We start from the raw sequence: 19,475 nt of genomic DNA on the forward strand, positions 1-19,475 counted from the left end.
GAAATATTGGAGTAGCTATGAAATCTTGCAAAACCGAGTGTGGCATAGCGCATGCACAGCCTGAGTCTGCAGCCACATCGAGTAAAGACCCGAGTCATATCAGCAGTGTTTTTATCATCACTGAAATGGACTGCCCCACCGAAGAACAGTTGATTCGCAGCAAGCTGGCCACTATGGCAGATATCAGCGCAGTTGAATTTAATTTGATGCGCCGCCAACTTACGGTCAGTCATGCTGAGTCTGCACTTGATAGCGTGATTGCCGCGTTAAAAAGCATTGGCTTTAACCCACAGCAGCAAACTCAAAACGCTAGCAACCTAGATCAAAAACCCAAACAAACTGTATGGCCGCTGGTTGTCGCCGGTATCGCCGCTACTGCTGCTGAAGTTTTAGAGTGGACAGCGGCTGATGCGCACTGGGCGACTATTGCACTCACTTTAGTGGTGCTGGCTAGCGTTGGTGTGCCGGTGTTGAAAAAAGGCTGGATTGCTATTCGTAACGGCAATCTAAATATCAATGCCTTAATGACCATTGCCGTGACCGGTGCACTGTTTATCGGTCATTGGCCAGAAGCAGCTATGGTGACGTTTTTGTTCGCGCTGGCAGAATGGATTGAGGTAAAGTCGCTTGATCGCGCCCGCTATGCCATTCATAACGTTTTAGAACTGGCTCCAGAAACCGCGCTAATATTAGTTGATGGACAGTGGCAAAGCAGTCAAGCCGATGCGGTTGCCATTGGTACTCGCGTGCGCTTGCAACCCGGTGAGCGTGTACCGCTGGATGGAACCGTGGTCAGCGGCAACTCAACGGTTAACCAAGCGCCGATTACCGGTGAAAGTCTGCCGGTAGAAAAGAGTATCGACAGCCCCTTATTTGCTGGCAGCGTCAATATGCAAGGTGCACTGGAATACCTTACCACCGCCACCCGCGACAACTCCACACTGGCACGGATTATTCATGCCGTTGAAGAAGCACAAGCCAATCGTGCGCCAACCCAGCGTTTTATTGATCGCTTTGCCAAGATTTACACGCCAATTGTGGTGGCCATCGCTTGCTTAATCGCTGTGCTACCACCGCTGCTGTTTGGCGGGCTATGGACTGATTGGCTATATAAAGCCTTGGTCTTGCTAGTCATCGCCTGCCCATGCGCATTAGTGATCTCAACCCCAGTTGCAGTAGTCAGCGCCTTAACTCAAGCGGCACGCCAGGGTATTTTAATTAAAGGTGGTGTGTTTTTAGAACAGGGTAAAAATCTCACCACCCTCGCTTTTGATAAAACCGGCACCCTGACCCAAGGCACGCCTGTGCTCACGCAAACACTGTTGCTCAACGACACAGATAACAACGCCCAGAACTTAGCCGCCAGCCTTGCTGTTCGCTCTGATCACCCAGTGTCACTGGCCATTGCCGATGCCTTTATTGATCAGCAGCACAGCCACTATGAGGTCAGCGATTTTCAAGCACTACTGGGTCGCGGTAGCAGCGGCATCATTAATGGCACACGCTACTACTTAGGTAACCACCGCCTAATTGAAGAGCTGAATGTCTGCTCAACTGATCTCGAAGCTCAGCTCGAAGCGCTAGAAAAACAAGGTCAAAGCGTGGTGATGCTGGCCAGCGAGCAGGAAGTATTGGCTTGTTTTGCCGTGGCCGACACCTTACGTGAACACGCCGCTGAAGCCATTGCCCAGTTGCATACCTTAGGCATTCACAGCTTAATGCTCAGCGGCGATAATCAACACACTGCCAATGCAATCGCCGCACAAGTGGGCATTGAGCAAGCCAGCGGTGAAATGCTGCCTGAAGACAAGCTCAAGCACGTGCAGCAACTGCAAAGTAACGCACAGCAGCTCGTCGGTATGGTCGGTGATGGTATCAATGATGCGCCCGCACTGGCACAAGCCAATATCAGTTTTGCGATGGCGGCAGCCGGTTCAGACACCGCAGTGGAAGCCGCAAATATCGCGTTGATGGACGCTGACTTACGAAAAATCCCGCAGTTTATCCGCTTATCGCAGCGCACAAGTACGATTCTTAAACAAAATATTAGTTTTGCGATTGCGATTAAACTGGTGTTTTTAATCTTAGCCATCAGTGGCCAAGCCACCATGTGGATGGCGGTGTTTGCTGATTTGGGCGCTAGTTTGCTGGTGATTGTTAATAGCTTGCGCTTATTGAAGCAGCGCTTTTAAGGCGTGGCACGGCTGCACTATGCTTAACCTGCAAGTGTGTCGCTGGCCACACAGAGTAGCCAGACAGCGGTGTTTGCGTAAAGTCTTGTGATAAAAGTGCTGTGCAAGCATTACACCTCAAGCATAAAGGTCACTGGCCCATCATTGATCAGCTGCACTTGCATATCAGCGCCAAACTGCCCTGCCTGTACATTGGCATGACGTTGCTGCGCCATGCTCACCATCTGCTCAAACAGTGCTTGCGCCTGCGCGGGCGCTGCGGCAGTTGAAAACCCCGGGCGCAAACCACTACGGGTATCGGCGGCTAAAGTAAACTGCGAAACCAACAATAAACCACCTTGGATATCGGTGAGCGACTTATTCATCCGCTCTTGCTCATCAGCAAAGACTCGGTAATTGAGCAGCTTATGCAGGATTTTCTCAACGCTCTGCTGAGTATCAGCCGGCTCAATCCCTACCAAAACCAATAAGCCTTCAGCAATGCGTGCCACTTCAGCACCTTCAATACTGACACTGGCTTGGCTGACCCGTTGCAATAATGCCTTCACATTCACCTCTATACATTCTGTTAACTCAGATGCTGGCATGACTCATTGTTGAGAGCGATACCATGCCGATACTGCTACGTTCATGCGCGCTGCTTATATTATCGGCCCATTTGCTCGCCTGTCACCTGCAACCAGCAAGGTACATTAAATACTGCCGCTAGCAGCGTAGCAGCGAACAAAAGCAAAGCGGCTACTACACTGGCAACTAAGCGCACCAAAGAAGGTCTTACTGAGTGAAAGCCATCACTTAATGGCAAAACAAAACTCGATATATGCCGAGGGAGATACTCTTGTTACAGCATATAAACAAAAATCTATCATTGAACTCAGCGTCTGATTTTTCGCAGTAACCTAAAAGTGACTGCGCGTGAGTCATATTGTCATTGTTCGATCAGAACAACATACGCACATCCATCAGAAAAGGATAATAAAATGAGTACGTTACGAAACACATTTATGGCATTTGTGGTTGCCGCAGCAGCCAGCATAACAATGGGCGCAATGAACTTAGCCAACGCGGCAACTGCTGAGGATTTGGATAGAAATTCTCTGAGCGCGTTGCAGTCGCTTTATAAAGCCGAGCCTGTTGCCAAGACGCTTGCGCAAGGCGCCAAAGCAATTTTGGTTTTCCCTAATATCGTACAGGCCGGCTTAGTCTTTGGTGGTAGCTATGGTGAAGGCGTACTGCTCAAAGGTTCGCAGATTGTCAATTACTACAACTCAGTTGCTGGTTCTTGGGGTTTACAGATCGGTGCGCAAACATATGGCTATGCAGTATTTCTGATGACCGATGATGCCGTTCGCTATATCGAAAAGACCAAGGGTTGGGAGCTTGGTGTAGGCCCGACTGTGGTTGTGGTTGACAAAGGTGTAGCAAAGAACATCTCTACATCTTCACTGAAGAGTGACGCCTATGCTTTTATCTTTAGTCAGCAAGGTCTGATGGCTGGCGTTAGCATTGAAGGCACAAAAATCTCCCCAATCAAGCGCTAAACAAACAAGGGTGATACTCAAACTCAAGCCAACAACTCTCCCCAGATGACAGCAATCAGATGCTCGTCATCTGGGTTACCACAATACGCCTCACAGCATGTGCTTAGGCTGTTCGCCGAGCAAACATCCAGTGCGCCAACGCTAATGAAGCACCGACCCAAGCCACTAAACACCCCCAAAGCGCGAGACTGCTCATCGGCAAATCTCCGGCTAAGGCCATCACACCTACAGTACTTGAAGTTGATTCAAAGCCCGCCAGATTGATCAAACGATAAATATCTGCAGGATTGAGCAATAGCAACCAGGGTAATGCATCAGGATTAAAGCTACCCTCGCTGATCACTAAGACAGCCAGCAGCGCTAAATCAAACACTAGGACAAATAAGAACCAAAGCCCTAATGCTAAACCGGCTGCACTGGATTTTTCAGTGGCGCGACTGCTCAATACATAGGCCAACGCTAAAAACACCAAGCCCAACAGCGTTGAAGAAACAATAAAGCGGGTAAAGGCCCAGAGCAGCATACCCAGCTCGACTTCAGGCACCAATACTGCGATGGCTAAGGCTGCACAGCCAAAACCAATTAAGGTTGCTAAACCTAAAATCATGCCATGCCCGACAAACTTGCCCAGCAAAATCTGCCCGCGACTGATGGGATAGGTCAACAGCAACATTAAAGTACCACCTTCATCCTCACCAACAATCGCATCGTAAGCCAGTAACAAAGCAATTAACGGCATTAAAAAGGTCGCTAAGCTGGCCAAGCTGGCAATGGTTGCTGGGATCGAGGTAAAACCAATCTGCCCAGATGCTGCGGCACCAAACCATGCAATACCCACCGCCAATAATGCAAAAACCAAACTAATCGCAAGCATCCAGCGGTTGCGTAAACCATCACTTAACTCTTTACGGGCAACATTCCAAATCTGACTCATTGCTGAACTCCTGCAACACCCAAGGCACCGGCTTTTCCGGTGTAATAGCAATACAAGTCTTCTAAAGAAGGCGGCTGCACTTCGATATCGTGTGGTTGTAAATTTAGAATGCGCTGCACAATCGCCAATTTATCTGCCGGCGCAACCAGCAGTTCATGCCAAGCACCATGCAAAGCCCGAACGGACTGTACATCTGCGCCAGTCAGCTGCTCTATGCTCAGGCCTGCGGCACGAATGCGCACTGGCAACTGCGCTTGAGCACGCAACTCATGCAAGGTGCCAATCGCCTCTAAATGCCCTAAGGCTAAGACCGCAGCACGATCAATATAAGGCTCGACACCCGGCAGCACATGCGAGCAAATCACAATGCTGGTGCCGTCATCTCGCAAACGGCCAATCAACTGATACAGCTCTTGGGTCGCAATCGGATCCAAGCCGACAGTGGGTTCATCCAGCAACAACAAACGCGGACGCCCCAAAATAGCTTGTGCTAAACCAAGGCGCTGACGCATACCTTTAGAGTAGGTTTTCACCCGTTTCGTGCTCGCCGCTGTTAGACCTACTTGCTCAAGTAAATCATCCACCTGTTGCACCGCAGCACCTTTGAGGCGCGCAAAGTGCAGCAGGGTTTCACGCCCTGTCAACTGCGGGTAAAACGTCATGTTTTCAGGTAAAAAACCAATTTTGCGCCGAATATCGCTGTCACCCGGAGTGCCACCGAGGACACGAACCTCACCGCTCGTGGCTTTTAATAAGCCTAGAATCAGACGCACTGTGGTGGTTTTACCGGCACCGTTGTGGCCAAATAAACCCAACACTTCGCCTTCGCCAAGGGTCAAACTAATATTATCCAGTACAGCCATAGTGCCGTACTGCTGATACACATTGTGCAGTTCTACAGCATTCATTCTGATAATCCTGATGAAGTAGGAGTAGCGGTCGTCAGCGGCCGCATAAGCGGAAAGCTGTCTTGTACACCTGGGTATTTAACCACTGGAAAAGCGCGCTGGACTAAACGCAATAACTCAATACTGGGGCTGTGCATTAATAAGCGCACTTGCGGATATGTCCACAATAAACGATCGACATTATCGTTCGGTTCATAAGGCACATCACCGACACCATCACTGTTGCGATCCCAGCCCAGATAGTCGCTCCAATAGTTGCCCTTACCTTCATGCGACCACTCCTGATAACGAATGGCGACATACTTAACTTGCTGCTGATTGCCAAGGAAAGAATTGTGGTAAATACGATTATCTTCTGAGCCCGCAGTCAAGTGGATACCCAGCGCACTGTGTTCAAAATGGTTACCCGCTAGGGTGTTAAACAGCGAGTTATAGATAAACAACGCTTTGCCTTCCGCACCACTGATGTGTACGCCATCACCAGAACCGGGCTGAACTGCGGTGACCACGTTATTTTTCAGTGTCGAATAGGTGATGTAATTCAACAAAATACCGTAATTCTGATCATGATCAGAGCTATTACCAATCACGGTAAGCTGACGACTTTGCATCAGTGCATAGCCGGTACGGGTGCGCAAAGTGCTGTTGTTGGTTACTTCATTGCGATTGGAAAACATATAGTGCACACCATAACGTAAATCACGCATGTGATTGTTATGGATTATATTGTCATTGGCCGCTTCAATATAAATGCCGTCACGCGTGTGCCAGATTTCATTATCGCTAATATTGGCAAAACGCACAGCAAACAGATGAATACCGTTGCCGCGATCTTGGTTGCGCAAGGCAAGGTCACCTTGAACTTTATTATTAGCAATGCTGACATTGTGCGTGGCGTCAACCCACACACCAAAGCCTTGGCCATGAATAAAGTTATTTTCAATCTTCACATTGGTAGCGGTACGCTCGACAAAAATACCGGCATCCATTTGTGTTAGATTATTGCCCCACTCACTGATATCACAGCCTGTTACGGTGACGTCCGGCGCACGAATATTCAGAGCATTACCCGTGCCATTAGCGCGTAAATAAGCATCTGATGCGCACTCAAGCGTCATTGTTTTATCAACCACATAGTGACCAACATAGACACCCGCAGGTAAACGCCAATGCGTCTCTGAAACCTGCTCTAAGGGTAAATCAGTGATGGATTGTAATTCTAAGTCCGCGTCTGGTGCGGCTTGTATTTCGTGCAACTGCACATCTTTTAATGCGTCCGGCACTTCTTCTGCTGCGTATACAGGCATCACTAAAAGCAGCGCGGCACTGTACATTACTCCGCGAATCATCGCTCCCAGCATTCTCATTAAGCCGCACCCTGTTGTCTAGCCTGCATATAAATTCCCATTGTATTAAAAAAACCGACGTTGCCTACTTTAAATTTAGACAACGCCGGTAGTTTTGACCTGCCTTTATGCAGGTTTGACTAGCATACGTCCAACCATTTCCATGTGCAGGGCGTGGCAGAACCAGTTGCAGTAGTACCAGAATACACCTGGTTTATCTGCAGTAAAGGTTACTGACGAGGTTTGCTGCGGGCTGATTTCCATACTGACACCGTGGTTAACCATACAGAAACCATGGGTCACGTCTTCAATCATATCCAGGTTGGTCACTGTCACAGTGACTTCATCACCTTGATTCACTGTAAACTCGCTCATACCAAACGATGGAGCAATAGAGGTCATGTAAACACGCACTTTATTACCATCACGGATGATTTTGTTATCAGTCTCTAGCGTGATGCCATCTTCTTTGGCGCGCGCCACGGTTGCAGCAAAGTACGGATCATCGCGGTCCCAAATCTTCTTGGTTTTGATCTGGTCACGACGCGCCATAATTGCATCATGCGGCTCAGCATAGGATGGGCCATCATGCACGATTTCCATTACATCACCAGAAATATCAATCAACTGATCGTTTTCAGGGTGCAGTGGACCTGCTGGTAAGAAGCGGTCTTTTGAGAACTTGCTCAACACCAACAACCATTTGCCGTCTGCATCTTTTGTTTCAGTTAAGGATGCGTGGTTATGGCCTGGCTGATAGTGCACATCAAGCTTTTGTTTGATGTAGTTCACATCTTCGCCATTGTAGTGGCGAACCGCTTCTGCCATGTTCCACTTCACTACTTGGCTGTCAATAAACAGCGTAGTGTAGGCATTACCGCGGCCATCAAAGGTGGTGTGCAATGGGCCTAGACCCAATTCTGGCTCACCAACAACCACTTCACGCTCATCAGCAAACTTATCATTAAATAAGTCATCAAGCATATCAATGGCAATCATTGAGCACGTCGGCGACAGCTTACCGTTGGCAATGAAGTACTTACCATCTGGTGAAGTATTCAGGCCGTGCGGGTTTTTTGGAACTGGCACATAACGGGTCACGCGTGCGTTTTTACCGTCTTTTTTACGGCCATCAACCACCGGCACTTTAGAATCGCCCAAGGTGATAAAGCGGCCTGCTTTGATTTCTTCTTCAATACGCGGAATGTTAAAGATAGTGACCCAATCGCGCTCATTACGCATCATTCCAGCCAGATCAGTCGCACCTTCTGAGTTATAGCAGGTTGCCGCTGCATATTTGCCGGTGTAGCACATATCGGTGTTATCGAGGTTACCATCAACCATCACCTGCCATGCCACTTCCATGGTTTCCGCATCGAGGGCGTTGTACATGGTGTACTTTTCTGCAGCATCAAGGTTGTCGAGGTTAGTACCATCATTTGGGTGAGGAATAATAAACTCAGCGTTGCAGAATACATACTTGGTATGTGGCACTTTCTGTAAGCGCAAACCGTGAATGGCTTGTACGTTTGGAATAGTGGTGATTTTATCGCACTTCATAATATCTAAACGAATCCGCGCAACACGGGTGTTGGCTTTATCGTTGATGAACAGATACTTACCGTCGTAACTGCCATCGGTCATTGAAATGTGCGGGTGGTGACAGTCACCATTCAAGAACTTCGCGCTTTCACCCAATACGGCCTTACTTTCGTTGGTAATACCCCAACCAACAGCACTGTCCATATTAAAAACAGGAATACGCATTAATTCGCGCATGGATGGCAGACCCAGCACACGCACTTCACCTTGGTGACCACCACTTAAAAAGCAGTAGTAATCATCCAGCTCACCTGGGCCAACATGGGCTTTGTTTTTTGCTTCTTTAACTGCAGCCGCCCAAGTTTCACGGCTCATTACAGAAGAGCCGATCGCTGTCGCGCCGGCTAAAGTTGCACCAGTAACGGCTGTGGCGCCAAGAAATCCGCGCCGACTTAAGCCAGTTTTTTCACTCTCAGTTGTCGTTTTTTTTTCGCTCATGACAGATACATCTCCATGGTAATGTGTCTTAATTTGGACGGAATTAAGACGAGGTTTCCAGCTGGACGGCCGGAATGATTTGCGGCTCTTGCATTTGCGGAGCTGCTTTAGTGCGTTCGCGGCGCTTTTTCTTCGCCACTAACGGAGGACAGCGTTCATCATTATGGTAGGTCACCTGACAGTCTAGACAGTGGTGACACTCATTGGCGTTGATCGTGCCATCCGGATGAATTGCTTGAATTTCACACTCAACTGCACACAACTGACACGGCGTACCGCATTCTTTGCGACGCTTAAGCCAATCAAATAAACGTAATTTGGTCGGAATCGCTAACGCAGCACCCAGTGGGCAAATATAACGGCAGTACACTTTGCGAGTAAAGATATTGATCACTAGCAAAACCACAGCATACAGAACGAACCACCATTGACGGTCAAACTTTAGCGTAATTGCGGTTTTGAATGGTTCAACTTCAGCAAACTTTTCAGCCGTTGACATCGACTCCAGTGAGAGGCCAAACAGAATGAGCAATATAATGTACTTGATCGCCCAGAGCCGTTCATGCAAAGCAAAGGGCAGTTCGTATTGAGGGATTTTTATTTTGCGAGCAATTTCGTTGATAATCTCTTGTAAAGCACCAAAAGGACACAACCAGCCGCAGAACACACCTCGCCCCCAGAGCAAGATAACGGCTGCAGTGAATCCCCAAAGAGTAAAGATAATAGGGTCACTTAAAAACAGCTCCCAACTGAAGCCATGCATCACCGAGTGTGCAAACGTCAGCACGTTAACAATGGACAGTTGTCCCAAGGCATACCAGCCAATAAACACTACAGTAAAAGTCAGGTAGCTCATACGCAACCTGTGCAACAGCTTGGGGTAGCGTACTAAATAGTCTTGCAGAAATAGAATCCCTAAAAGCAGCACTAAGCCAACACTCAACACGCTAACCTGGAAGGTTTTCTGATACCAAATATTGAGCCACAACGGACGATTCGCCTCATCAATAGCCGCTTGCTCAGACGCGGTCAAAGGCGGGCGCTCAATGTAAGTTTCAGGAATCTGATAGGGCAACTCAAAACTGGTAAAAATACTATCAACCGGTCCAGTTTGGCGGCGCACCAGCAACTCTATCGTCCAATCTGAGCCCGAATCAAAGGCATACTGCGGGCGAATAATAAAGATGCCCATCTCACTAAAATCTGGCATTCCTTCAGCATATACATCGCTTAAACGATAAAAATCCAGATCTCGGAAGCTAATGATGTCACCAAACTGACGTAATTGGATGCGGTCAAAAATACCACCGCGTACATAGCCTGAACCTTTAAATGAATAATCACCATTGCCCAATACTACAATTGCGCGCTCTTCAGGCTTCAGCTCGTCCATTAAATCCTGGTATTGCCTTTCGCCTAATAGGTTACGACCAATGGTCGGCGGCGTTAGCTCAGCCACGTACAAGTCAATAAAGGTATCATCGCGCTGCTCTGGTTTTGCAGCATCAACTCCCTCGGCCTCACTGCCAATAAAGGCATCATCCACTTGCCCACGATTGAGCAATAGGCGCCGGATCGAACCATCACCGGTCAAAGTCGTCCAACTGGCTTGCTGGTATTCATCCATCAGCACGATGGCTGGTTTATTTTTAGTTTGTGAGTGCTCTTTAACCAGACCTAAAGAAACCGCAACCTGATGAGCTGAACGCATAACAGCCTCGTTCAAGACCATCACCGTCACTGTCGCGCCACTCACCGCATCAATAGTAACCGCGGCCTCATCTCTAGAGCGGCCAATCACGACGCGCTGCTCAACACTGATTCCTGCATATTCAGCAGCAAAATCATGCAGTTTTTGTTCTGGAATACCAATCAGCAAAATAGGTTCTTCGTGCTTTAAAACATAGGCATCTTTAATTACGCCTTGCGGGTCAAGGACAACTTGCAGGTTAATCGGCTTACCCGAGTAAGCTGGGATATCCACCACATCAATGGTTTGGTAGGCATAACCTAGTAACTCATCGCCTGATAAGATTTGGCGTATTTGAAACTCGCCCTCGGACTCAGTAATGCTGCCTGCTTGTGGAAAAGCTAAGGCGATACGCCCTTTTTCCAGCGCAGTTAAACTTGCCGCCTGCGCTGAACCCAGCGCATAAAAAAAGATAACAAGCATGGCCAGCAACCAAGCCATGCACACCTGTGCACTTCGTTGCCAATTGAAATGGATAGCCTGCATATTCTCGCCTTAGACCTTGAAATTTTTTGGAGCATAACAAGTGAGAATCTTATTATCTCTTGACTACGGTCATAGGTTTTTTCAACACCACCGCCCAAAGCAGTCGTTAATCAGGGGAAGTCACTGTATATAAGGCATCGACTCTTTGCAGCGCTCAAACCTGCAGGCAACTATTTCACAATAAGCTGACACAGATCAATACGCCTTTCTTTATATATAAAAAAGCCAGATATTTAATCTGGCTTTTTTATATCGCGCTATGACAACCTATTCGCTGTGGTAGCTTGTAATTCGCTCAACTTCTTGCTTGGAGCCTAAGAACACTGCTACGCGCTCGTGCAATGAAGTCGGCTCAATATCCATAATACGCTGATAACCATTGGTCGATATCCCACCCGCTTGCTCAATAATAAATGACATCGGATTGGCTTCGTACATCAAGCGTAGTTTGCCTGGCTTGTCGGGTTCGCGCGCATCACGCGGGTACATAAAAATACCGCCACGGGTTAAAATGCGGTGTACATCAGCAACCATTGCCGCAACCCAGCGCATATTGTAATCCTTCTCCAGTGGCCCTTCTTTACCCTGCAGTAACTCATCCACATAACGCTTTACTGGCGCTTCCCAATGCCGTTGATTAGACATGTTGATAGCAAACTCTGCGGTTTGCTCCGGCACACGAATATCATCATGGGTCAAAATAAATGAGCCCATTTCCGCATCCAAAGTAAAACCTTTAACGCCGTTACCTAAAGTCAGCACGAGCATGGTCTGCGGACCGTAAATAGCATAGCCTGCAGCTACTTGCTCAGTACCCGGCTGCAAGAACGCCTCTTCACCCAGGTCACCTTCTTCGCCATTGCGATTAGGACAGCGCAGCACCGAGAAAATCGTACCGACAGAAACGTTAACATCAATATTGCTCGAGCCATCCAACGGGTCAAACACCAACAAGTACGATCCTTTTGGGTACTTACCTGGAATTTGATAGGCATTATCCATTTCTTCAGACGCCATACCGGCTAAGTGTCCACCCCACTCGTTGGCTTCGAGCAGGATCTCATTGGACAGCACATCGAGTTTTTTCTGTACTTCACCCTGCACATTCTCGGTGCCCATGCTGCCTAGAACACCGCCGAGCGCACCTTTAGACACTTGATGGTTGATCATTTTACAAGCACGTGCCACCACTTCGATTAAAAAGCGCAGCTCTGCGGGGGTTTGATGTGAACGTGTTTGCTCAATAAGAAAACGGCTTAAACTCGTGCGTGACATGAAGCGCTCCAACGGAGTAAGAAAAAATATGCGGCTAAGTTTACCGCTTTGTGGCTGCGATTGCTGCATGCCTTTTCATTTGTCGCCACTGCGCGACATAAAATCGCAGCAAAATGCATTATTCCTAACAATCGTTAGCGCGGTGGCGCAATCAATTAGATGCACTGCATCACAATGCATGGCGTCTTTCACAAACAGCAAGATGCTACTCGGGCGCTTATTGACTTACATCAAGAATCACTTTGCTTCATTACGTAACATTGCTACCAACCCACACACACGATAATTTGTAATCGGAGCACACCATGCGCACAACCTTATTAGCTACGTCCGTATTAGCGTTAGCTATTGCTGCACCTTCAGTTCACGCTCACCAAGCCGGCGACATTATCGTTCGCGCCGGTGCAATCACTGTACAGACGTATGAAAACTCCTCAGGTGTTCAAGGTGATCGCGGTGGCTTAGCTGGAAACTACTTAGGCGGCAAAGCAACACTCAATAATGACACCCAGCTCGGTTTAAACGTTGCTTATATGGTGACTGATCATGTTGGTGTTGAGCTGTTAGCAGCAACGCCTTTTAGCCATGATGTAAATCTTAGGGGCGTAGGCGGAGGCAGTCTTGACGGTAAACTTGGTAGTTTTAAGCACCTACCACCAACTTTAAGCGCCGTGTATTACCCAATGGACAGTGGCTCAGCATTCCAGCCGTACGTGGGTGCCGGTATCAACTACACATGGTTTTTTGATGAGTCTGTTAGCAGTTCAGCCAAAGCTCCAGGTAAAGACTTTACCAGCCTAAACATCAAAAACTCTTGGGGCTGGGCAGCGCAAGTCGGTGCTGACTATATGCTGACTGACAGCATCATGCTTAACGGTCAAGTTCGATACATTGATATCGACACCACTGCTTATGCGGGCCACGCAGCAGGTCGCGTTAAAGTTGATGTTGACGTTAAACCATTTGTGTATATGGTTGGTCTTGGCTACAAGTTCTAATTCTTAGAATCTGTAAGTAAAAACAGGCGCTGATTACGCCTGTTTTTGTATGTATTGAAGTGTATTTCTTTATTGGCTCTACTCAGCAGCAGTCGCCCAGCAAATTAAGCTCTAATCAGCAAAGTTAATCTACTTTAAGGACGCGCTGGACAATTACCTGCGCGGCCAGGGCTAGGCAACATTATTCCCTACCCCTTAAACATTACGGTAATAACTATCCAGTAAGTCAGCCAAGCCTGTACGCCACGCCCGAGGCTTAATGCCAAAGGTATGGGTAATTTTGCGAGTGTCGAGCACGCCATGCTGCGGCTCAATCTCGGCATCAGCAAAATCCGCATGGGCACGCGCCACAATTTCTTGGCTCAATTGCGGCCGCCACGCCTGAGCTTCAGCTAAAATAGCCTGAGCAACAGCTAGCGTCGTCGCAGCCTCTTGACCGCCATAATGATAAGTGCCCCACAAGGGCGCTGCGCAATCCAACTGTTTTAAAATAGCAAGAATAACCCGCGCTGCATCTTCAACCGGTGTTGGATTACCACGACGATCATCGGCCATTTCCATCAACTCATGATCTTGAGCACGACGCAACATGCGTCCTAGCACGCCATCTGGGCTGTCATCTAACAACCATCCAACACGTAGCAAAACATGTTTAGAGCACAAAGCTCGCACGCTCTGCTCCATACGCACCAATGCCTGTCCACGCGGGCTTAATGGTTTGCACTCACTGGTTTCGTTGTAGGCTGTGGCACGTACACCATCGAAAACACGGTAACTGGAGGGCTGTATTAGAATGCAGTCATGATGCTTACACAACTGTGCTAAGCGCTCAACCGCACGCTCTTGTGGCACAAAATGCTCAGGATCCACCATGCCAGCCTGAAACCAATCGTAGTAATAGGCGAGATTGATCACCGCATCAGGCCGCACCTCATCAATTAAGCTGGTTAAGCTGGCCGCATCCCAAGCGCCTTTGTCCGGTTTGGGTGCTAGAAAAGCAATATCGTCCTCTGCACCCAAGCGCACTAAAGCCCTTCCTAACGCGTTACCACCACCCAGCAAAACCAAGCGTAATTGCATATCAGCCCCACAGTATTTTCTTATAATTTATGGCCTACAGTTCCAAAACCTTCACCGCCTCAAAACGGAATATCATCATCGAAGCTGTCGTAGTCTGGCGCAGGCTGGGCGTCATGTTGCACGCTGGGCGCTGGGCGCTGCTGCTGTGGCTGGCCCTGTGACTGCTGCGCAGGACGCGGTGCAGATGCTGGGCGACTACCGCCTTCGTTATCACCGCGGCTATCCAACATTTGCATGGTGCCGCCCATATCAACAATGATTTCTGTGGTGTAACGTTTAACACCGTCTTTTTCCCATTCACGGGTTTGCAAACGCCCTTCAATATAAACTTTCGAGCCTTTACGCAGATATTGCCCAGCAATCTCGGCAATTTTTCCAAAAAACGTCACACGGTGCCACTCGGTGCGCTCTTGCATTTGCCCTGTTTGCTTGTCGCGCCAGCTGTCACTGGTGGCCAAGGTTAAGTTGACAACAGCGTTGCCATTGGGCAAATAACGGGTTTCTGGGTCGCCGCCCACATTACCAATCAAGATTACTTTATTAATTCCACGAGACATATTTCTCTCCAAACGGTCAGCACGCAACGTTATTTAAAGGTAACGCTCTACAGATGCACGATCTGTTATTTGCGTATCAAATTTCACATAAACAGCAGCTTCCTCTGCCACCAGTACAGCATCCATCACACCCGCTTGCGCGCTTAACGCCGTTAACCATTGCGTTTCTTGCAGGGCTGCTGGGGATACCGGTAAGCGCACGCTAGTCACATAAGGCGGCTCTTGCATATTAGCAGCAAAAATCAGCCATAGTGCTGCAAGTGCGGCACAACCTGCAAAAACCAGTGAGGCACCACCAAGACCGAATAACCATCCGCCCAGCATTCCTCCCAACGCAGCCCCTAAAAACTGACTGGTGGAATACACACCCATGGCCGTGCCTTTAGCACCCGCTGGTGCCACTTTACTGATTAACGAGGGCAGTGATGCTTCTAAAAAGTTAAACGCTGTAAAAAACACAATGGTGCCAATTATCAATAGCGTCAAACTATCAGCGAACCACCACAGATACAGCTCAGTGGCCATCAAGACACTGATCGCACCAACAAATACACGCTTCATTTGGCGCTTTTTTTCACTGTAGATAATAAAGGGCAGCATGGCAAAAAAACCAACAAATAGAGAGATTAAATACACCCACCAATGCTCTTCTTTCGGCAAACCACCCTGCTCTACCAGCGCCAAAGGTAGAGCTATAAAGCTGGCCATTAACAATGCATGCAACGCAAAAATACCAAAATCTAAGCGCAATAACGCGCCATTGCGTAAGGTCGCTGCTAGCGCTGCAGTGGCAACACCTGATTCTCGATGACGCATTTGCTGAACGGGTTTCGGTACAGCTAAAGCAACAATAAGTATGCCAAATAAAGCCATTGCTGCAGTAAACCAAAACAATCCAGACAAACCAAAGCCACGCGTGATCAAAGGCCCAACCACCATCGCCACAGCAAAGGACAGACCAATACTCAGACCAATCACCGCCATTGCTTTAGTGCGATGCTGCTCACGGGTTAAATCTGACAACAACGCCATCACTGCCGCTGAAATAGCCCCCGCACCTTGCAAGGTGCGCCCAGCAATCATGCCCCAGACCGAATCAGACATCCCCGCCACGATACTACCGATGGCAAAAATCAATAAACCCAGATAAATAATCGGGAAACGTCCGAAGCGATCGGAGAGCATGCCAAATGGAATCTGCAAAACAGCTTGGGTTAAGCCATAGGCACCAATCGCTAGTCCTAATAAAAAAGGCGTGGCGCCTGCCAAGTCTTGTCCGTAAGTTACCAAAACGGGCAACACCATAAACAAGCCCAGCATACGAAAGGCGAAAACCAGTGATAAACCACCGATTGCGCGCCGCTCCTGAGCGTTCATTGCATCACTATTATGATCGTGCATGACACCTCCCTCAAATAGAGGCGCAATTCTAACAGGCAGAAGACTTTGCCGCAGCATCCCTCTAGCCCGTATACTTGAACGTTTACGCTCGCAACGCGAGGAATGCAGTGGATACCATAGTAGTTCGTGGGGCTCGAACCCATAATTTAAAAAATATTGATATTGATTTGCCTCGAAATAAGTTGATCGTGATCACCGGCTTATCCGGTTCGGGTAAATCATCCTTGGCCTTTGATACGCTCTACGCCGAGGGTCAGCGTCGTTATGTTGAATCCTTGTCGGCGTATGCGCGGCAGTTTTTATCAATGATGGAAAAGCCTGATGTCGATACCATCGAAGGTTTATCGCCAGCCATTTCCATTGAGCAAAAATCAACCTCACATAATCCACGCTCAACCGTGGGTACCATCACTGAAATTTATGACTATTTACGCCTGCTTTATGCGCGTGCTGGCATACCACATTGCCCTGATCACCATGTGCCGCTAGAAGCTCAGACTGTCAGCCAAATGGTCGATCTGGTACTTAACCGAGAAGCAGAAAGCCGCTTGATGTTGCTTGCCCCTGTGGTGCGCGAGCGCAAAGGCGAGCACATTTCCGTATTTGAAGAAATGCGTGCGCAAGGCTTTGTGCGTGTGCGCGTCAATGGCACACTGCATGAGATCGACGATGTGCCGAAACTGGACAAGCAAAAGAAGCACTCGATTGATGTAGTTGTAGACCGTTTTAAAGTACGTGACGACCTAGCTCAACGTTTAGCGGAATCCTTTGAAACCGCATTACGCCTGACTGACGGCATTGCTTTAGTTGCCTCTATGGACGATGACGGCAGCGAAGAGATGGTGTTTTCCGCACGTTTTGCCTGCCCACATTGCGGCCATGCAATTAGCGAGCTAGAACCTAAGCTATTTTCCTTTAATAACCCAGCAGGCGCCTGTCCAAGCTGTGATGGTTTAGGGGTTAAGCAATTCTTTGATACCAAGCGCCTAGTCAATGCTGAGCTGACCTTAGCCGAAGGGGCAATTCGCGGCTGGGACCGACGCAATGTGTACTATTTCCAGATGCTCAACTCACTGGCTGATCACTATGGCTTCAGCCTAGAAACACCATTTAAAGAATTGGACGCAGCGATTCAACAGGTGGTCTTGAATGGCACTGGTAAAACTGAGATTGAGTTTCGTTACCTCAATGATCGCGGTGATATCGTTAAACGCTCGCACCCATTTGAAGGCATCGTCCCTAATTTAGAGCGCCGTTATCGGGAAACCGAATCCAACACGGTGCGTGACGAGCTGGGCAAGTACTTAAGCACCCAAGCCTGCCCAGATTGCGCGGGGGCACGCCTACGTCGTGAAGCACGCCATGTCTGGGTCGGTGATAATACGCTACCCAGCATTACTGCGATGCCCATTGGTGAAGCCTTTGATTATTTTTCTGCACTGAGCTTACCGGGTAAACGCGGCGAAATTGCAGAAAAGATTCTTAAAGAAATCAGCGCGCGTTTACGTTTCTTAGTCAACGTCGGCTTGAATTACCTCACCCTAAGTCGCAGTGCTGACACCTTGTCCGGTGGTGAAGCGCAGCGTATTCGCCTTGCCAGCCAAATTGGTGCTGGACTGGTGGGTGTGATGTATATTCTCGATGAGCCGTCCATTGGCTTACATCAGCGCGATAATGAACGCTTACTGGATACACTCAATCACCTGCGCAAAATTGGCAATACCGTCATTGTCGTTGAGCATGATGAGGATGCTATTCGCTTGGCTGATTATGTCGTTGATATCGGACCTGGCGCTGGTGTCCACGGCGGCGAAATCGTTGCCCAAGGCACGCCTGAAGAAGTGATGGCCAATCCTGCATCCTTAACCGGTCAATATCTATCAGGTAAAAAACAGATCACCTATCCGCCACAGCGCACCCCAATTAACCCTGAGAAGATGCTGCGCTTGCTGGGTGCAACAGGCAATAACTTAAAAAACGTTACTTTAGAGCTACCGCTGGGTTTGCTCACCTGTGTCACTGGGGTCTCTGGTTCAGGGAAATCGAGCTTAATTAACAATACCCTGTACCCGCTAATGGCCACCGCGCTCAACGGCGCCACCACATTAGAAGCAGCACCCTACGATTCAATAGAAGGCGTTGAGCAGCTGGATAAAGTTGTCGATATTGACCAAAGCCCGATTGGCCGCACCCCTCGCTCTAACCCCGCGACCTACACCGGCATCTTCACTCCCATTCGCGAGCTGTTTGCAGGCGTAGCCGAGTCACGTGCCCGTGGCTATAGTCCAGGGCGTTTCTCCTTTAACGTCAAAGGCGGTCGCTGCGAGGCCTGTCAAGGCGATGGCATGATCAAGGTAGAGATGCACTTCTTAGCCGACATTTATGTCACCTGCGACACCTGCAAAAGTAAGCGTTATAACCGTGAAACCTTGGATATTCGCTACAAAGGCAAGAACATTCATGAGGTGCTGGATATGACCATTGAAGAGGCTCGCGCCTTCTTTGATCCCATTCCAGCGCTAGCGCGTCGACTGCAGACACTTATAGATGTGGGCTTGTCCTATATCCGTCTTGGTCAAAGCGCAACCACGCTCTCGGGTGGTGAGGCGCAGCGGGTCAAGCTATCGCGTGAGCTGTCTAAGCGCGATACAGGGCAGACACTGTACATCCTTGATGAGCCCACCACGGGTTTGCACTTTGCCGATATCCAGCAGCTGCTTGATGTGCTGCACCGCTTACGTGATCGTGGCAATACAGTCGTAGTAATTGAGCATAATTTGGATGTGATTAAAACTGCCGACTGGATTATTGACCTTGGTCCTGAGGGCGGCTCTGGCGGTGGCGAGATCATTGCTACTGGCACACCTGAGCAGGTCGCTAACAATAACATTTCGCACACTGGACGCTTTCTTAAAGACAAATTGTAAGCGGTGAACACACAGGCCTCTGCGTACAGAGGCCTGTGTT

Annotated in this window: 14 protein-coding genes; 4 read left to right on the forward strand and 10 right to left on the reverse strand. The window is 48.7% G+C overall.

Features of this window, described 5'->3' with window-relative positions:
- Positions 1-17 precede the first annotated feature (17 nt).
- Positions 18-2,192, forward strand: coding sequence for a cation-translocating P-type ATPase (locus tag FXF61_RS11645; protein ID WP_151185432.1), 2,175 nt, complete (start codon positions 18-20; stop codon positions 2,190-2,192).
- Positions 2,193-2,302: 110 nt separating this feature from the next.
- On the opposite strand, the gene dtd is transcribed toward FXF61_RS11645, so the two are convergent.
- Positions 2,303-2,740, reverse strand: a complete 438-nt coding sequence (dtd, locus tag FXF61_RS11650; protein ID WP_151185433.1) for a D-aminoacyl-tRNA deacylase — start codon at positions 2,738-2,740, stop codon at positions 2,303-2,305.
- 432 nt (positions 2,741-3,172) lie between these two features.
- Between dtd and FXF61_RS11655 the strand changes: the two genes are divergently transcribed.
- Positions 3,173-3,733 (forward strand): YSC84-related protein, encoded by a 561-nt coding sequence (locus tag FXF61_RS11655; protein ID WP_151185434.1) that lies wholly within the window; start codon positions 3,173-3,175, stop codon positions 3,731-3,733.
- Between the two features lie 103 nt (positions 3,734-3,836).
- Here the strand turns inward: FXF61_RS11655 and FXF61_RS11660 are convergent, their stop codons facing one another.
- From FXF61_RS11660 to FXF61_RS11685, 6 genes are all read right to left on the reverse strand, one after another.
- Positions 3,837-4,667: an ABC transporter permease gene (locus tag FXF61_RS11660; RefSeq protein ID WP_151185435.1), complete on the reverse strand. Its 831-nt coding sequence runs from the start codon at positions 4,665-4,667 to the stop codon at positions 3,837-3,839.
- Positions 4,664-5,575: an ABC transporter ATP-binding protein gene (locus FXF61_RS11665; RefSeq protein ID WP_151185436.1), complete on the reverse strand. Its 912-nt coding sequence runs from the start codon at positions 5,573-5,575 to the stop codon at positions 4,664-4,666. Before FXF61_RS11665 ends, FXF61_RS11660 begins: the two co-directional genes overlap by 4 nt.
- Complete coding sequence (locus FXF61_RS11670) at positions 5,572-6,942, reverse strand: nitrous oxide reductase family maturation protein NosD (protein ID WP_256663415.1); 1,371 nt, start codon at positions 6,940-6,942, stop codon at positions 5,572-5,574. Before FXF61_RS11670 ends, FXF61_RS11665 begins: the two co-directional genes overlap by 4 nt.
- A gap of 105 nt (positions 6,943-7,047) precedes the next feature.
- A complete protein-coding gene (gene nosZ / locus FXF61_RS11675; RefSeq protein WP_151185437.1) occupies positions 7,048-8,961 on the reverse strand; it encodes a TAT-dependent nitrous-oxide reductase in 1,914 nt (637 codons plus the stop codon).
- A gap of 43 nt (positions 8,962-9,004) precedes the next feature.
- Entirely contained in the window at positions 9,005-11,197 is a 2,193-nt protein-coding gene (nosR, locus tag FXF61_RS11680) for a transcriptional regulator NosR (protein ID WP_151185438.1), read from the reverse strand.
- A gap of 267 nt (positions 11,198-11,464) precedes the next feature.
- Positions 11,465-12,472: a class 1 fructose-bisphosphatase gene (locus tag FXF61_RS11685; protein WP_151185439.1), complete on the reverse strand. Its 1,008-nt coding sequence runs from the start codon at positions 12,470-12,472 to the stop codon at positions 11,465-11,467.
- A 305-nt stretch (positions 12,473-12,777) separates the two neighbouring features.
- Here FXF61_RS11685 and FXF61_RS11690 point away from each other — a divergent pair, with 305 nt between their 5' ends.
- Entirely contained in the window at positions 12,778-13,470 is a 693-nt protein-coding gene (locus tag FXF61_RS11690; RefSeq protein WP_151185440.1) for an OmpW family protein, read from the forward strand.
- A gap of 195 nt (positions 13,471-13,665) precedes the next feature.
- Here the strand turns inward: FXF61_RS11690 and FXF61_RS11695 are convergent, their stop codons facing one another.
- From FXF61_RS11695 to FXF61_RS11705, 3 genes are read right to left on the reverse strand one after another with little or no spacing between them, the layout of a single operon-like run.
- A complete protein-coding gene (locus FXF61_RS11695) occupies positions 13,666-14,550 on the reverse strand; it encodes a sugar nucleotide-binding protein (protein WP_151185441.1) in 885 nt (294 codons plus the stop codon).
- Between the two features lie 59 nt (positions 14,551-14,609).
- Complete coding sequence (locus FXF61_RS11700; protein ID WP_151185442.1) at positions 14,610-15,107, reverse strand: single-stranded DNA-binding protein; 498 nt, start codon at positions 15,105-15,107, stop codon at positions 14,610-14,612.
- Positions 15,108-15,140: 33 nt separating this feature from the next.
- Positions 15,141-16,508: an MFS transporter gene (locus FXF61_RS11705; RefSeq protein ID WP_151185443.1), complete on the reverse strand. Its 1,368-nt coding sequence runs from the start codon at positions 16,506-16,508 to the stop codon at positions 15,141-15,143.
- A gap of 107 nt (positions 16,509-16,615) precedes the next feature.
- Here FXF61_RS11705 and uvrA point away from each other — a divergent pair, with 107 nt between their 5' ends.
- A complete protein-coding gene (uvrA, locus tag FXF61_RS11710; RefSeq protein WP_178087306.1) occupies positions 16,616-19,435 on the forward strand; it encodes an excinuclease ABC subunit UvrA in 2,820 nt (939 codons plus the stop codon).
- The last annotated feature ends 40 nt before the right edge of the window (positions 19,436-19,475 follow it).

Source organism: Pseudomonas sp. C27(2019), assembly GCF_008807395.1.
In the GTDB taxonomy this organism is placed as follows: Bacteria; Pseudomonadota; Gammaproteobacteria; order Pseudomonadales; family Pseudomonadaceae; genus Denitrificimonas.

Coding starts and splice junctions, on each gene's coding strand:
- FXF61_RS11645 (WP_151185432.1), top strand. CDS start 18: ATGAAATCTTGCAAAACCGAGTGTGGCATAGCGCATGCACAGCCTGAG.
- FXF61_RS11655 (WP_151185434.1), top strand. CDS start 3,173: ATGAGTACGTTACGAAACACATTTATGGCATTTGTGGTTGCCGCAGCA.
- FXF61_RS11660 (WP_151185435.1), bottom strand. CDS start 4,667: ATGAGTCAGATTTGGAATGTTGCCCGTAAAGAGTTAAGTGATGGTTTA.
- FXF61_RS11665 (WP_151185436.1), bottom strand. CDS start 5,575: ATGAATGCTGTAGAACTGCACAATGTGTATCAGCAGTACGGCACTATG.
- FXF61_RS11670 (WP_256663415.1), bottom strand. CDS start 6,942: ATGAGAATGCTGGGAGCGATGATTCGCGGAGTAATGTACAGTGCCGCG.
- nosZ (WP_151185437.1), bottom strand. CDS start 8,961: ATGAGCGAAAAAAAAACGACAACTGAGAGTGAAAAAACTGGCTTAAGT.
- nosR (WP_151185438.1), bottom strand. CDS start 11,197: ATGCAGGCTATCCATTTCAATTGGCAACGAAGTGCACAGGTGTGCATG.
- FXF61_RS11685 (WP_151185439.1), bottom strand. CDS start 12,472: ATGTCACGCACGAGTTTAAGCCGTTTTCTTATTGAGCAAACACGTTCA.
- FXF61_RS11690 (WP_151185440.1), top strand. CDS start 12,778: ATGCGCACAACCTTATTAGCTACGTCCGTATTAGCGTTAGCTATTGCT.
- FXF61_RS11695 (WP_151185441.1), bottom strand. CDS start 14,550: ATGCAATTACGCTTGGTTTTGCTGGGTGGTGGTAACGCGTTAGGAAGG.
- FXF61_RS11700 (WP_151185442.1), bottom strand. CDS start 15,107: ATGTCTCGTGGAATTAATAAAGTAATCTTGATTGGTAATGTGGGCGGC.
- FXF61_RS11705 (WP_151185443.1), bottom strand. CDS start 16,508: ATGCACGATCATAATAGTGATGCAATGAACGCTCAGGAGCGGCGCGCA.